The sequence below is a fragment of the Xanthomonas axonopodis genome, assembly GCF_001304695.1.
In the GTDB taxonomy this organism is placed as follows: domain Bacteria; phylum Pseudomonadota; class Gammaproteobacteria; order Xanthomonadales; family Xanthomonadaceae; genus Xanthomonas; species Xanthomonas axonopodis.
Genome location: NZ_JFAQ01000112.1, coordinates 1 through 14776, shown reverse-complemented (window position 1 = coordinate 14776; position 14776 = coordinate 1). Strand labels below are relative to the sequence as shown.

Annotated in this window: 8 protein-coding genes and 7 pseudogenes; 5 read left to right on the top strand and 10 right to left on the bottom strand. The window is 62.5% G+C overall.

Going from position 1 to position 14776, the window contains the following annotated elements; genetic code table 11:
• A pseudogene (locus tag XAXN_RS11200) lies at positions 1–533 on the top strand (glycoside hydrolase family 15 protein); the annotation flags it as partial.
• A 129-nt stretch (positions 534–662) separates the two neighbouring features.
• Here XAXN_RS11200 and XAXN_RS11195 read toward each other — a convergent pair.
• The 3 genes and pseudogenes from XAXN_RS11195 to XAXN_RS11185 form a co-directional block, all read right to left on the bottom strand.
• Positions 663–2138 (bottom strand): glycoside hydrolase family 30 protein, encoded by a 1476-nt coding sequence (locus tag XAXN_RS11195; protein WP_054319602.1) that lies wholly within the window; start codon positions 2136–2138, stop codon positions 663–665.
• A 339-nt stretch (positions 2139–2477) separates the two neighbouring features.
• A pseudogene (locus XAXN_RS11190) lies at positions 2478–3346 on the bottom strand (NAD(P)H-hydrate dehydratase).
• Positions 3346–4125: a histidine phosphatase family protein gene (locus XAXN_RS11185; protein WP_054319601.1), complete on the bottom strand. Its 780-nt coding sequence runs from the start codon at positions 4123–4125 to the stop codon at positions 3346–3348. The pseudogene XAXN_RS11190 and the gene XAXN_RS11185 overlap by 1 nt, the downstream one beginning before the upstream one ends.
• A gap of 216 nt (positions 4126–4341) precedes the next feature.
• Here XAXN_RS11185 and XAXN_RS11180 point away from each other — a divergent pair.
• Positions 4342–4978: pseudogene (locus XAXN_RS11180) on the top strand (TetR/AcrR family transcriptional regulator).
• A 54-nt stretch (positions 4979–5032) separates the two neighbouring features.
• Here XAXN_RS11180 and xopAV (XAXN_RS11175) read toward each other — a convergent pair.
• From xopAV (XAXN_RS11175) to xopAV (XAXN_RS11165), 3 genes and pseudogenes are all read right to left on the bottom strand, one after another.
• Positions 5033–5795: pseudogene (gene xopAV / locus XAXN_RS11175) on the bottom strand (type III secretion system effector XopAV).
• 201 nt (positions 5796–5996) lie between these two features.
• Entirely contained in the window at positions 5997–6125 is a 129-nt protein-coding gene (locus XAXN_RS23410; RefSeq protein WP_280631815.1) for a hypothetical protein, read from the bottom strand.
• Positions 6122–6900, bottom strand: a pseudogene (gene xopAV, locus XAXN_RS11165) (type III secretion system effector XopAV). The gene XAXN_RS23410 and the pseudogene xopAV (XAXN_RS11165) overlap by 4 nt, the downstream one beginning before the upstream one ends.
• A gap of 410 nt (positions 6901–7310) precedes the next feature.
• On the opposite strand from xopAV (XAXN_RS11165), the pseudogene xopAU reads away from it, so the two are divergent.
• Positions 7311–8864 (top strand): annotated as a pseudogene (gene xopAU, locus XAXN_RS23095) (XopAU family type III secretion system effector serine/threonine kinase).
• 215 nt (positions 8865–9079) lie between these two features.
• Here the strand turns inward: xopAU and XAXN_RS11155 are convergent.
• The 3 genes from XAXN_RS11155 to XAXN_RS11145 form a co-directional block, all read right to left on the bottom strand.
• Positions 9080–9346, bottom strand: a complete 267-nt coding sequence (locus XAXN_RS11155; protein ID WP_054319600.1) for an XAC0095 family protein — start codon at positions 9344–9346, stop codon at positions 9080–9082.
• 300 nt (positions 9347–9646) lie between these two features.
• Positions 9647–12730 carry a type I restriction endonuclease subunit R gene (locus XAXN_RS11150; protein WP_134984873.1) on the bottom strand — a complete coding sequence of 1028 codons (3084 nt, stop codon included), beginning with the start codon at positions 12728–12730 and terminating at the stop codon, positions 9647–9649.
• Between the two features lie 11 nt (positions 12731–12741).
• Positions 12742–13329 carry a restriction endonuclease subunit S gene (locus XAXN_RS11145; RefSeq protein WP_167694784.1) on the bottom strand — a complete coding sequence of 196 codons (588 nt, stop codon included), beginning with the start codon at positions 13327–13329 and terminating at the stop codon, positions 12742–12744.
• Between the two features lie 223 nt (positions 13330–13552).
• Here XAXN_RS11145 and xopAF point away from each other — a divergent pair, with 223 nt between their 5' ends.
• Both xopAF and XAXN_RS21265 read left to right on the top strand, forming a co-directional pair.
• Entirely contained in the window at positions 13553–14008 is a 456-nt protein-coding gene (gene xopAF, locus XAXN_RS11140) for a XopAF/AvrXv3 family type III secretion system effector (protein WP_342364470.1), read from the top strand.
• Between the two features lie 76 nt (positions 14009–14084).
• A pseudogene (locus tag XAXN_RS21265) lies at positions 14085–14227 on the top strand (IS5/IS1182 family transposase); the annotation flags it as partial.
• 132 nt (positions 14228–14359) lie between these two features.
• Here the strand turns inward: XAXN_RS21265 and XAXN_RS11135 are convergent.
• A complete protein-coding gene (locus tag XAXN_RS11135) occupies positions 14360–14767 on the bottom strand; it encodes a DUF3574 domain-containing protein (RefSeq protein ID WP_134984874.1) in 408 nt (135 codons plus the stop codon).
• Positions 14768–14776 lie beyond the last annotated feature (9 nt).

The window sequence follows — 14776 nt, the reverse complement described above, 5'->3', positions numbered from 1 at the left end:
CTGGCGCTGCGCCGCGCCAGCGAGCTGGCCAAGGCCGGCCATCTGTCCACCGCGATGCTGCCGCGGTGGGAGCACGAACAGGCACGGATCTCGACTGGATCGACATGCACTGCTGGTCAGACGCCAAGCAGGCGTACGCCTTCTACGCGGGCACCGACGACCTCGACGCGAGCCTGCTGTTGGCCTCGCGCTTTGGGCTGGGCGGGCCGCGCCGCGAGCGCATGATCGCCACCCGCGATGCCATTGCCTCGGAACTCGGCAGCGACGCATTGCTGCACCGCTACAGTGGCATGCAGCAACGCGAAGGGGCATTTATCGCCTGCTCGTTCTGGCTGGTGGAAGCCTATGGCCTGCTCGGCGAGCGCGCCGAAGCCAAGCGCTTGATCGAACAGTTGCTGGAACAGCTGGGCAACGATGTCGCCTTGATGCCCGAGATGCTGGACACCGCCACTGGCGCCGCCTTGGGCAACGTACCGCAGGGCCTGAGCCACCTGGCGCTGATCCACGCGGCGCTTGCCGTGGATGGCGAATAATCGCAACGCAGCACCTATTGCCCCTGCACCAGCTTGCTATCGGCAGGCTCCTTCCCCCATCGGCAGGAGGAGACCGCCTAGCGGATGCGGCTGCGCCAGAGCGCAGCTCGACCAAGTGCGTCGATTCGCTTACTGCGCTAATACCACTGTCTGGATCGCATGCGCGGGAATTTCCAACGTGCTGGATGCCTCTCCCACATACAGGTTGTAAGCAATCGCCACGTCGCTGGCATTCATGACCACCATGGCCAGGCTGCCATCGGTGTTGAGAAACGCGGTGGTCGCCAGATTGCTACGGCTGCTGGCGGCGCTGACCCGCCGTGCGCCCGGCCGGATGAATTTGGAAAAGTGCCCGATATACCAATAGCTCGGCGTATAGGTCACCTCGCCGGTGCGCGTATCGGCATGCACCGGCGCAAAGCAGTAATTGCCCACATGGTTCGGCCCACCATGTTGGTCGAGCAGAATGTTCCAGTCCGTCCAGCCCACTGCGCCATGATTGAAGTCGTTGATGATGGCCGTGCCGTAGCGTTCGCCATTGGGCCAATACTGCAACTTGGCCGGGTCGAACTTTTCCACCGCCGCTTCGGTCAACAGCAGGTGCTTGTCCGGATAGGCCTGCGCCACTGCCGCCACGTTTTCCACCATCGGCTCGAATCCGGCCCAGGTTTCGTACCAATGAAAGCCCATGCCCCACGCATATCTTGCCGCCTCCGGATCGTCGAAGATCACATGCGCGCGGTGCACCATCATGTCGCGGTTGTGGTCCCACACGATGATCTTGCGATCGCCGTAGCCGGCGCTTGCCATGGTGGGCCCGAGGTGATTCTTCAAGAAGTCGCGCTCTTCCTCGGCCGAAAACAGCATCGACTCCCAGGTCTGCACCGCCATGGGCTCGTTTTGCAGGCTGATGCCCCAGATCGGGATGCCCGCTTTTTCGTATGCCGCGATAAACCGCGTGTAGTAGCTTGCCCAGGCCTGTGCGTACTCCGGCAATAGCTTGCCGCCCTTGAGCATGGTCTTGCTGTCTTTCATGAAGGCCGGCGCACTCCACGGGCTGGCAAAGGTGGTCAGCTTACCACCGGCCGCCGCAATCGCCTGGCGCAACATCGGGATGCGGTACTTGGCGTCGTGCTTGACCGAAAAACTCTCCAGCGCCGCGTCGCCCTCCTTGATGTAGGTGTAGCTGCCGCTACTGAAATCCGAGCTATGGATGGTGGTGCGCGCCAGCGTGTAGCCGATGCCCTGCTGCGGATCGTAGTAGGCCGTGAGCAACGCACGTTGCGTACGCTTGGGCAGCGTGGCAAAGGTCTCTGCGCTGGAATCGGTGATCGCACCGCCGATGCCCAGCACGTGCTGAAACTGCCGCTGCGGATTGACGAAGATGGAATTTTCTTTTTCGGTCAATGCATGCCCGGCGACAGGAGCGGCCGCCGTGCTGGCGCGCATTTGCTGCGTGGCGCCTTGAGAGCTGGTGTAGATACGCAATGCGCCATCGCTGCGCGCTGGCGAGCTCGCATCCGACGCTGCTGGTGTCGCCGCGGGTGCCACGGCCGCCGTTGCCACGCTCGCGCTGCTCACCGTGCCAAGCCCCATCCCCAGCATTCCCACCACCGACCACGTCATCGCTCGCTTCACCGCGCACCCTCCCAGGTAGATCGCGCAAGCCTAACCGACCAGCGCGCCGCAACATCGCACGACAAACGAGCGCAAGCGCGAATCGACCTTCCCTTCTCCCCTCGGGAGAAGGTGGCGCACAGCGCCGGATGAGGGTACGTGCGCACGTGGCGGTGCCGGCGGCGCGTGATGCATCACAAACAGCGAGAAATAAAAGACCTCAATCTGCACCAATCCCAGCACCCGTACCCTCACCCCTCTCCCAGCGCGCGAAGGGCTCAGCTGCAGCGCCAACATGCTCCTCTGCCGTCTTGGAGAGGGGCTAAATCACCTACGCGCCAAACGATCCAGGATGCCTGGCACTTCCGGCGGAATCTCGCGCGCCAAAAAGCCCACCGTGCCGATGCGCTTTGCGAGCTGCCTGCCCGCAGCCGCATGCACGAACACGCCCCATAGCGCTGCGGTCAATGCATCGCTGCCCCGTGCAGCGAAACCTGCAATCAGGCCAGCCAAGGTGTCGCCAGAGCCCGACGTGCCCAGCCCGGGCACACCACCACGATGCACCCACAACGCACCGTCGGGCCCGGCGATGAAACTGTCCGCGCCCTTGACGATCACCACGCTGCGCATCTTCCGTGCGAAGGCCAATGCGTACCCGCCGGGCGCCGCTTCCACTGCAGCCTTGTCATCGCCGGCGAGCGTTGCCATTTCGCCGGCATGCGGCGTCAGCACGAAGGGGCGCCCGGCCGGCGCGCGCAAGCTGCGCACTAACGCACCGGCGTCCAGCACAAGGTACAGACCGCCTTGGCAGCGGCCAGCTTGACCAGCGCCGTTGTCGTCGTGGTCGACGCCATGCCCGGGCCGATCACGGCCGCGTCGCAGGCCGCCAGCGCCGCGTCCAACGCACGATGCCCGCGCGTAATCTCGCCCTGCCCGTTCTGCCCCAGCCCCAGCACCAGCGCCTCTGGCACCGCCAGGGCCATGGCCGGCGCCACGCTGGCAGCGGTGGCGATCTGCAATTTGCCGGCGCCCGCGCGCAACGCGGCTTCTCCGGCCAGCAATGCCGCACCGGGCACGCGCATCGACCCACCGACCACCAACACGCGCCCCCGCTGCTCCTTGTCGCCGCCCGGCGATGGCAACGGCATCGCACGCAGCGCGGCAGCGGTCAGCGTGCGAAGGCGTGTGGCAGCCATCAGCGCGCTCCGGCCGGGCGGTCGGATTCGGTGATCACCGGCTCATCGGCCAGCTCTGGGGGCACGAACTTGGTGCGCACCAGTTGCAGCGATTGCCCATCGGCCGCGGCCGCATATTCGGTGACGCCACAGTTCGGCACATCGCCTTCGCGGTCGATGGCCAGGATGGTGGCCTCGTCCATCCGCTCGATCAGGTAACGCAAGCAATTGACGATCACCTGGTGCCCCACGATCAGCACGCGCGCACCCACATGATTGCGCTGCAGGTCGCCCACGATGCTGCGCAACCGAAAGATCACATCGCACCAGCTCTCGCCACCAGGCGGGCGAAAATAGAACTTGCCCACCAGCTTGCGCTGCTCGGCCAGCTCCGGAAACGTCGCCAGGATGCCGACCGTGGTGTACCGGTCGAGCACGCCGAATTCCTTCTCGCGCAGCCGCTCGTCCACGCTGACCGCATCGGCCGGCTGGCCGAGCGCACGCGCCACCGCAGCGGCGGTTTGCCGCGCGCGCACGTAGGTGGAACTCAGGATCAAGGTCGGCCGCTCGTGTTCGGGAAGCCCAGCCATCCACGCGCCCAATGCCTCGGCCTGGCGCTCGCCCAGCTCCGACAGCGGCACATCTGCATCGCGATGCTCCAGGTCGATCAACGTCGCGCCATTGGACTCGGCCACATCGCGCGCCACGTTGCCCGCACTTTGCCCATGCCGCACCACCCACAGGCGCGCTGGCCACTGCGCCGACACCCCCGCAACCGCACTGTTCTCACTCACACCCATCTCCTGCATCACGTCGCCACCACGTGTCGCACAGCCGCCGTAAACAGGTGGTCGACCATGCCTGCGGCCATGCGCCGCCGCGCCACCGGTGTCATGCATGAGCCCGCACAGGGCGCACGCTGCAAGGAACATGCGCCAGCGCACAGACCAGCGTGGCTCCAACGGAGGCGTAGCCCTGTCTCGGTATACTGCAGGCCCCCGACACCTCGCTCGCCCATGTCCAACGTCCTTCAGCTGCGCACCGCAAAACAGCGCGAAGAGCTCCTGCTAGACGACGTATTGGACGCAGCCGAACACTGCATCGACGAGATCGGCCTTTCGGCCACCAGCTTCGAACTCATCGCCGAACGCACCCGTCTGTCATGCGGCAGCCTGCTGCAGCGCTTCGAAGACGAAGGACGCGCTGGTGCGCGCATTGCTCGAGCGCAACTACATGCGCGCCATTCGTCAGATGTGGCTGGTGGAACGCCCGGCCAACGTGCACGTGGTGGACTTCATCGCCGGCCTGCTCGAAGACTGGCTGCTGCAGGAAATCAACATCAAGCGCACCCGCATCGACCTGGAGCTGCACCTGGCCACGCTACGCGACCCGGTGCTGGCCGCCTTCATGCGCCGGCAGAGCGCATCGCTGATCGAACACCTCAGCGCACTGCTCAAGCGCCTGCTTCGCGGCCACACCGACACCGCCAGCAGCGAACAGGAATTCCAGGCCCGCGTGTTCGCCGTCGCCGCCATGTGCGGCGGCCTGCACAGCGTGATGACCAGCGGCATGGAACTCAACCGCATGCATCTGCAGCTGATCCTGCGCGAGAGTTTGTCGGGCATCCTCAAGTCGGCGCCGGTGGAGTCCTGAAGCAGCACGGCCCGGCGATTGTCGGCCGCGCTCCGGCCAGCTGCCAGCGCGCGTTCAATCTGCCGACGACGTCGATGCTTCCTCTGCTGCACGGGCCCTGGCTGCCTGCAAAAGCTGGGTGACCAACTTGTGCGCATCGCTGCCAACACCGCTGGCCGCGTTCCACAGTTCCGGCGGCAAGCGAGAACGCTTCACCGTCATGAGGTTCAGCAGATCCCTGGCCAATGCCAGCCGCTCGCCTTCGTTCATGGCAGGGCCGGCATTGTCGTCATCCGGCGTGGTCACCATCTCGACCGCCGCATCCAGACACGCTTCGGTGGCCCCCAATTCCCGCGCCCGCAGGGTTTTTTGCCCTGGTGTTTGGGTGCGTATGTACCAGGAAGCGAGAGACTTGATGGCCTTGGAGCCACCGTATGCCGCCGCCGCGCCAAGCATCGTCTTTGCACCTTCTGAAGCGACCCTCTCGTTATAGCTGGGGTCGACCGCGAAGCCGCTTTTCCCCCCGGAGACGTAAAACTGGGTCAAGCCAATAGCGAACACGAGCCCAGCGCCCAGCGCCCAGCGCAGCAGTCTCCGCTGCGTCGTGTACAAAGTGGGCCACGCGCAGCCCAGCGGCTGGTTCCTGCGGCTGCGCAACCTGGTCGACAGCCTCCCAGGCCGGCCTGAGAGGCGCCTCACGTACAGGCCGCCGTGGCAGAGCCTGGGCCAGCTGCGTATTGGCATGCGGGTCGTGAACACGTGCAGAGGGGCCGGCATCGGACTCGGCACCCCTCTCTTCCTGACCCTGTCTCGCACCCCTGCGCACCGCCGTCGTCATTGCCACAGGACGCATACATCACCTCGCATCGATGGATGGAACCGCATTGTTCTGTTGCGCAATCAACAACGCGCGGCATTGGCCGAAGAAGCGTGACCGAGGGCGAAACGCGCACCGCGTTGCTGACATTGGATGGCAGGCATGGCCAATCCAGCCCAAGCGCCCTGCTGGACGACCAACTGCTGGTCATGTGCTGACGATCTAGTACCGCGCGTCGAACCCGGTGCAATCGCGCACCATGTGCACGTCGGCGCCGGTGTAGTCCTGAAGCAGCACTTGCCCGGCCACTGCCGGGCGCGCCCCCGGCATCTTGCACGCAGGCGCGCTCACTGTGCCGACGAGGTGGACGCCTCTTCCGCAGCCCGCGCTCGGGCTGCCTGCAGGAGCCGGGTGACCAGAGCATGCGCATCATTGCCAGCACCGCTCACTGCCCGCCATAGGGCTGGCGGCAGACGGGCACGTTCTACCGTGATGAGGTTCAGCAGATCCCTGGCCAATGCCAGCCGCTCGCCTTCGTTCATGGCAGGACCGGGATGGTCGGCGTCCAATCTGGTCACCATGTCCACCGTCTCATCCAGGCAGGCCTCGGTTGTTCCCAACTCGCTTGCCCGCTGCGCCTTGGTCGGCACTTCGTGCCGCCCGGCCTGGGCCTGCACATAACGCGCCGCCATCACATCGGCCCCCTCATCCCCAAGAATGCGACCAGCGCTCCCACTACCTGGCAGCCACTCACCACAGCAAGATTCTTGTAATACAGGTCATCGTTGAAGTAGCCGCGTATGCCACCGCGGCAGGTGCCTGGAGCGCGGCAAACGCTCCCCAAACTGTGGCCCCAGCGGCGCCCACATGCGCGATCGCGCGCCCTGCATTGGCGACGTGGACGCCAAGGGGCGTGCGAGGCTCCCTGAGCGGCGCCTCGCGGACGGGCCGCCGTGGCAGGCTCTGGGCCAGTTGCGTATTGGCATGCGGGTCGCTGGCCGGTGCAGACGGGCCGGCATCTGCCACGGTCATGCCCTCTTGCTTGCTCGCGCCTGGCGCCTCGGCGCGTGGCGGACGTCAACGCTACAGGTTGCATGCTCACCTCTCCGCTAGGGATGCGCGCCATTGTTCCCCAGCGTGATCGGGCATGCGGCATCCGGCCGAAAAACCATGGCCGGACACGAAACAAGCGGCGCCGCGCATGCCAAAGTGCGCAAGCGTTCCAAGCCCGCACCAGCGCATCGCTGCAGGCAAACGGCCAGGGCGGCTGGCGATCGTGTTGAAAGTGCGCGTTCGCCGCCACATCCGGCGCCGGACTCGCCATGCCAGATGCCAGGACGTGCAGCCCCGCCGCAACTTCGCCCACGCCTGCACTGCTTCGTGCATTGCGCCCTATGCATGCACCACTGCCTCAATGATGCCGAGAGTGACGCAGCCGGCTTCGCTGCTGAGTGGCTCCTGGTGCCAGCGGGATCACTCCAGCCGCTGCATGCCGCGTGTTGCACGCGAACCGCCAGATCCGCCCCCCCCTGATCGTTGACCACCCTGTCCTCGACCATGAAACAGATCTCCGGCAACCTCCCTCTCCCTTCCACAGCGATACGCGCAGACGCAGAGCGCGGTGCCCGAGCAGCACACACTGCCCCCTCCCGTCGCAGACCATCCGCTCAATCTGTTGGAAAAAAGAAGAAGCACCACCGGCGTGCTCGCCGATCAAAGTACGCGCCTGCACGTCATGGTGCCCCGTCTGCAGGCATCGTTGGCACCGCAAACCTGGTCCTCATCCAGCAGCGATTCGCCAACGACGCCTGTCACCGGCCGCAGCCCCCGTCTCGGCCCGCAGCCCGGTTCACCGACCTGGGCCTGCCTACTGGAGACGCCGCCGCGCACATCGGCGCTTGCGGGCGCCGACAGCAGCGATGCATTCCAGAATTTGCGCAACGCACGGCGGCTAGTCAGCGAGATGCGTCATGCCCGGCAGCACGTCGTGCTGAGCCCGCGCCTGGTGAAATCGCTGACCAGCCGATCCGAACGCCCGGACTTGATCCAGAAGCTCTCGGCGTTGAAGCCCGGCGCCGTGGATGTAGACAGTGGTTTTCTCAAGTTGACGCTGGAAACCTGGCACGCAGGCACGGCAGCAACGCTGCACGCAATGCCAACCGTCGGCAGAGGCGCATCCGCCTCGACCTACGCGGTTCGGCTGGCCGAAGATTTCTGGCAGGACGGGCAAAATTGCGGACGCGACTTCATCTTCAAGGCCTTCTTGCACATGGACTCGCAACAGCCGATCCCACCGACACTGTACGACCCTGTCACCGTTGCAGACGCACAGGCGCTGCAGGAACCGATCACTGCGCGCAAAGCCATGATCTTCCAGGAGTATCAAATGATCAGGTCGGTCGATGCGGTGCCGTATATCGTGCGCGCCCACGGCGTGGTGCAGATCGAACACACATTCGGCATTCTGCTGGAGAAAATCGACGGCATCAGCGTGCGCAGCGTGATTGGCCGCGCACGCAGAGCGCTGCAGCAAGGCGCCATCACCGCAATGGAGTATCTCGGCCTGGCCCGGCAGCTGATGGCCGATGTACTGGTGGGGATCGCCTGCTGCGAAGACGCCGGCATCGTGCATCAGGACATTTCGCACAACAACGTCATGTACGACCAACCCATGAAGATCTTTCGGCTGATCGACATGGGGCTCGGCTCAGAAGAAGGCGACCCAAACCGCGGCGGCACACCGGGCTTTTACGACTTGAGCACCCCTGCCAGGCATGCGCGCGATGTCTATAGCGTGGCGCAACTGCTGGTGCACGTTCTCAAGCGCCCCGACTACAACATGGGCATGATCGGGATCAATCGCGCCAAGACCGCAGACACCTTCCCCTTCATGGATGCATTGCAGGCCCTGCCCGCCGACCACAAGCGCGCGGTGGTGCGCTTCTTCAACAGGATGCTGGACGATGGAACCGGCGAGCGCACCAAGGCCGAGATCCTGCTGCGCGACCCATTTTTACCGAACCGCCGCTGCCGCCCCGTGACCGGATGCATCGCACCTATGAAAAACTGAAGCGCTTGCCTTCTTTTTAGCAGCACCCTCGGTTACAGGTGAGCGTGAACCGATCGACCGCGTCACGTGTAGTGGCTGGGTGATAGGTGCTTGCGGGGTTGAACGAGCGAGGCAAAGGCGCATGCACACCCGCAACTTCAGCGCTGACTCGGGCATTCAATCCGCACCGCTGCGTACTGCCTTACGCGTGCCGATCAATGCGTCCATTTGGCGGTGATCCAGACGGCACAACACGTCATGGCAGTGGATGCGTGCCTTCGATGACAGCGCACTCCACATCGTCCAGCACCCGGCCCACCTGCTCAGCCAGCAGCTCCAGACAGAACGCCAACTCGTCCATACAGATGGCCGGCTGCCGCGCCTGCTCTTCTGCCTGCGTGCGCGGCTGCGCCAGACGCGCCAGAAATCGCATATGGTCGCGCAGCTGCTGCAAACGGTATTGCGCGCCTTCTGGCAGGTAGTAGCCCGGGTGTGACTGCGCATTGCGTACAACGTCCGACATGGCCTGCTCCTCATTCCATGGAATCCGCCCGCCCGCCGCAAGGCGGCGGAAGGGAAGTCGGGAGGCTCGAAACCGCACACAGCCGGCGGGCGTATTCCCCTTGCGGGTGTTGTATTAGCCGCCCTCCCGACGCAGAGCATCGCGTCGGTTGCACCCCATAACATGCAGGCACAAAAAAACCACCGACATGACGGAGGTGGGTACCGCTGTGTGCGGAGTTTCGAGGCTCCGTGGGGTGATCGTGCTACTGGTTGGGTGGCACGTCAAGATGCTTGAACGAGCCGACTTCCCCCAACGGGCCTATGAAGTAGGGCTGTCACCAGCCAAGAAACCACGCGATTTCTCAAAAATTTCGAAAGCCAGATGTTCGCTAGTCGCAGACCTGAACTCACGATCGGTCATGATCCTTGCGAAAATCTCTTCGTTGCCCTCCATTCGCTCAATGAACAGCTCATCAAGCACTCGTCCCAGGTACGCAGTGAAGTCGCTCAGATTATTTGCCCTTGCAGCCTCCTTGATCTGTTCGCTGGCTTCAGCGGACACTTTGATCTGATCAAAGAACAGCTGATCTGCCTCGTTGAAGTCGGTACCGAATCGAGTATTCAGTTTCTCTACAAGGCTCGACAGCGGTAGTTGCTCATCTGCCACACGTGACGTGCCAACATCAGTGGGACCCTTCAGCGAATACAGCTGGCCTTGCGCCAAATCGATGGAGCCATCGGTGAGTTGCTGCATCCGGTAGTAGCGCAAGCTCACTTCATCATCCAGCACGAACGCCTTGCCATTGTCGGCAGGCGGCAGCTTGGTCATCAGGTTGCGCACGAACGTGTAGAGTTTTTCCAGATCACTGTCCTGATAAGGCACGATCTGCGACAGAAAGGCATACAGATTGCGGTAAGCCATCAGCAGCCCGCGAAACTCGTCCTGCTTCGCCTCTACCTCCATCTTGAAGCGCTGCACGACAGCATCCAGCACTGCATTCATCTGCTTGTGGTCGCTACCGGAATGCTCGCGCTTCGGGCGGTACCAGGCTTGCGCGAAGGCATCCACGTCAGCCGGAGCAAAGATCGCCGGCGCCAGCAGCTTGTGCTGGAGTTCGGACAGCTTTTCCGGTCCCGCATTCTCGCCAATCGGCGTGCTTTCATAGTACGGCTTGAACGCCTTATGGATGTCCTCTTCCTTGTTCACGAAATCCAGCACCAGCGTGCGCTTCTTGCCCGGCGCCATGCGGTTGAGCCGCGACAGCGTTTGCACCGCCTGCACGCCAGCCAACTTCTTGACGACGTACATGGTCTGCAGTAGCGGCTGGTCGAAACCGGTTTGGTACTTTTCGGCCACCAGCAGCACGCGGTAATCGTCGCGCTCGAAGGCTTCCGGCAACTCGCTTTCTGCCAGGCCGTCATTCATGGCTACTTCGGTGTAGCTCGCACCCGGATCCTCCGGGTCTTCCACCGTTCCGGAAAAAGCAACCAGCGAGCGAATGCCCTCGTAGCGGTTGTCCTTGATGTAACGGTCGAAGGCCAGCTTGTACTTCACTGCCGCCAGCCGGGAGCCCGTGACCACCATCGCCTTGGCACGGCCGCCCAGTTCATGCATCACGTGCAGACGGAAGTGCTCCACGATCACCGACACCACCTGCTCAATGTTGACCGGGTGCAGCTCCATGTACCGGGTCAGCGCCTTGGCTGCCTGCTTGCGCGATACCTGCGGGTCGTTCTCCACCTGCTTGATCAAGCCAAAGAAGCGCTTGTACGTAGTGTAGTTGGCCAGCACGTCCATGATGAAGCCTTCCTCGATGGCCTGGCGCATGCTGTATTCGTGGAACGGCGACACGCCCGACGGCCCTGGCGTATCGAACAACACCTTGGTCTTGAACTTGGGCGTGGCAGTGAATGCAAAGAAGCTGAGGTTGGGCTGGCGGGCACGCTTCTGTGCCTCACGCAGGATCGCCGCGCGGGTCGCCTCGTCAAGCTCGTCATCTTCTTCGTCGGACAGCTGCGCGGCCACCGCCGCTTCAATGCCGTCGCGGTTGAGCATGCCGCGCAGGGTCATGGCCGTTTCGCCGCTCTGCGAGGAATGCGCCTCGTCGACTATGACCGCAAAGCGCTTGCCTGCAGTATCCAGCTTGACGTCCTCGCCATCGGCTTCCAGCCGCGCCAGCGCACGGGCGATGAAGGGGAACTTCTGGATCGTGCTGATGATGATCGGCGTGCCGCCAGACAAGGCCCGCGCCAGCTGCCGGGTGTCGTCGTCGATCTTCTCCACCACGCCGGTCTTGTGCTCGAATTGGTAGATCGTATTCTGCAGCTGCTGATCCAGCACGCGGCGGTCGGTCACCACCACGACCGAATGGAACACCTTTTCCTCTTGGGCGTCGTGCAGGCTGGCCAGCCGGTGCGCCAGCCAGGCAATGGAATTGGACTTGCCCGACCCGGCTGAGTGCTGCACCAGGTAGTTGTGGCCTGAGCCATGCGCACGCGCGTGGCCCACCAGTCGCCGCACCGCGTCGAGCTGGTGATAGCGCGGAAAGATCATCGTCTCCTTGCGCACCGTGCGCACGCCTTTGTCGGTGGTGATCTTGCGTTCCTTGATCTCCAGGCGCATGAAGCGCTGCAAGATGTCCAGTAGGCTATCTGCGTTCAGCACTTCATCCCACAAGTAATGGGTCTTCCAGTTGCCTGCCACGGGTGGGTTGCCCGCACCATGCACACGACCACGATTGAACGGCAGAAACACGGTCTCGCGGCCTTTCAGCCGGGTGGTCATCCAGGCCTCGTCCGGGTCCACGGCAAAATGCACCAGCGCACGCTGCTTGAAGGCGAACAGCCTGTCACGCTCATCGCGGTCATGCTGGTACTGGTGAATGGCCTCGCTTGCAGCCTGACCGGTCAAGGGGTTCTTCAGTTCCACCGTGACCACCGGCAGTCCGTTGACCGCCAGGGTGACGTCGATGATGCAACGCTTTGGCTTACCGTCCGGCCGCTTCAGCACCGAGGTAAACGACACCTGCCGAGTGATGGTCAGGCGGTTGTGCACATACCTTTGCGCTGCTTCGGGATTCATTCCGGAATTTGGACGGAAGTATGCCTGGCGCAGCGTCTTGCCATAGCACTTGAAGCCATGGCGCAGCACGTGCAACGCGCCCTTGATTTCCAGTTCCTTGGTCAGCGCCTCCAGCACGGTGGTCTGGTTCCGCGCACCCAGCAGCGTTTCAAGCTGCTGCCAGCGCGTGGGCTGGCTGCCCTTAATGAAACCGATCACATCCACCGGAAACAGCGCCAGGGTTTGGTCGTAGTCAGCGGGATGGCGCTTCTCATAGCCGCCCGATGCGAGCAGACCGACTTCGATGGCGGTTTCAAAATCGTGTTCGGAATGGCCGGACATGCGCGGAATCCTTATCCGTTGAGTTCGGGAAGCTGGCCGGTGACGGCGGCGGTTATAGCTGCCCGCCTTTGTTCATTCAATACAGCGATGGTACACAGAACAATATCTTCGGCCTTCATAAATTCCTGCATGACTTGCACTGCCCATTCCGCAATCTCCTGCTGCTCTGAAAAAGGCGGCATTGGATGACGAAGATTCTTGAGTGTGTCTTGACCAATATTCTGCATAGAACCACTCGTGCCCGTGGCTTCTCGCTCATATTGAAATCTGGCCAGGGGCAACCTCAAGAACGCTGTGAGATAATTTCGATCAAGAGCCTCTGAAACCTCAACCCGGTAGAGCTTATCGCAAAGCATGATTTTCCCTTGTGTCTCGTCAACGATCGCAGCACTACCAAGTAGCTCTCGCGTATTCGCACGACTTACAAGTACGTCGCCAACCTTGGCCTCGTAGTGGGGCAGAGGATCGATGTCGAACGGCAATACTTTGTTTTCTGATTCGTTATATTTCTCGCCATTCACACATCTGACCTTCAATACACCCCACTCCAGCAGGCCGGCTATCGCATTGAGGCGACCACCCCTGTTCAATTCTGGCAACTGTGAAGCGTAGCCTGCACTGATGCCAATGCACTGGAATTTCCCCTAGCCAATTGACGCCTGACGGCTTCATCGGCACATCCGAATTTAGCCCTTTGGTGACGGCCCGAGTGATCAGGGCTTGGCGCTTTTCCGCCAGTCGCTCTAGCAGCATCTTGATAAGCCCAAGCTTTCCTAGACATCTCAAGGCCATGGAAAATGGCCTTGAGATGTCTAGGAAAGCTTGGGCTTATCAGGCACCAGTTTGCCCAACACGCCAGTGATCACGGACGGCATGGGGGCTTGTATCGCGATCGCATTTGCGGCTGAACGCATCAATCCAGGAAACAGGCGCCCGATGCCGGGGGCGAAGGTGCGTGTATTTCATGTCTATCCATTTGCCAGGCAGGAGCTTGCGCCTGGCGAAGTGATAAACGCCATTCAGCGCTATATCAAAAAAATTCGACAAGAGGGGTTGACGCTGCGTGTTGCAATGCACGGCGGATTGAGCAGCAGCGAGTCGTCACTGGCGACAGCCAACGAATTGCGGGCGCTGTTCGACAGCAAGCAGGTGCCCGTAGAGTTTGATGAGACATGTGATAAACGGGCGGAGGAGACGCCACTTGGTGCAGTCATCAATGACGACTATTCGGTCGAATTCATCACTCGGCTCGTCGCTACGGACTATCTCCATGATTGAACACGCTAGCAGAAGCGGGCGCTGAGCATGAGGACGCCATAGAAGCGTCAGGGAAACCTCTGTTGGCGCGTTGATACACGCATTGCTGCACGCACAGGAAGACAGCATGTTTGGCGACAGCGGCTACACAGGTGCGGAAAACGCGACGAGCTACAGAGCTGGGAGGCTGTATTTTTCATTGCCGCCAAGCGATCCACGATTCAAGCCATCGGCAACAAATGCAGGTCAAGAACCGTGTCGCGCTGTGCGCGTACGCACACAGCATCAACGGCAGCAGCATGACCCCCACAGTGCTGCTGGCACCACCACAGCAAAAAAATGCCTGTAGTGCGAGGCTCGCCTAAAGATTGCTCAGAACGACACCTCCACCGGCTGCCGCGACCACAGCACCGACTGGTGACCGGTGGCCTGCTTCCAGGCCAGCCGGATCGCTTCGATGTCGTTGCGCCGTTGGGGGGTGTCTTCGTGCAGGATCACCAGCACCTTGGTCCCCAGACGGTTCGGCTCCTTGGCGCCGCGGAACAACCATTGCCCGTAGGCGTCGAACACGGTCAGACCATCCGGAAAGCGCGGGGTCACTTCCTTGTCCAGAAACGCGCGCCATTGGGTTTCGTCGATGGTGCGCGTCTGCGGGCGATCGGCCGGGCCGGACTCTTCGCCCACGCCGAAATACAACTCGCTGCGCACCCAACCCCGTGCCGCCGCCGGCCGCGCCGCATCGCCCTGCAGGCTGGCAGTGGTCGCGGTCGGCGGCGGCACGGGGTTGGG

What these genes read in the sequence shown, in the direction of transcription:
- XAXN_RS11155 (WP_054319600.1), bottom strand. Translation starts at nt 9,346, where the DNA reads ATGTCGGACGTTGTACGCAATGCGCAGTCACACCCGGGCTACTACCTG.
- XAXN_RS11195 (WP_054319602.1), bottom strand. Translation starts at nt 2,138, where the DNA reads ATGCTGGGGATGGGGCTTGGCACGGTGAGCAGCGCGAGCGTGGCAACG.
- XAXN_RS11185 (WP_054319601.1), bottom strand. Translation starts at nt 4,125, where the DNA reads ATGGGTGTGAGTGAGAACAGTGCGGTTGCGGGGGTGTCGGCGCAGTGG.
- XAXN_RS11150 (WP_134984873.1), bottom strand. Translation starts at nt 12,730, where the DNA reads ATGTCCGGCCATTCCGAACACGATTTTGAAACCGCCATCGAAGTCGGT.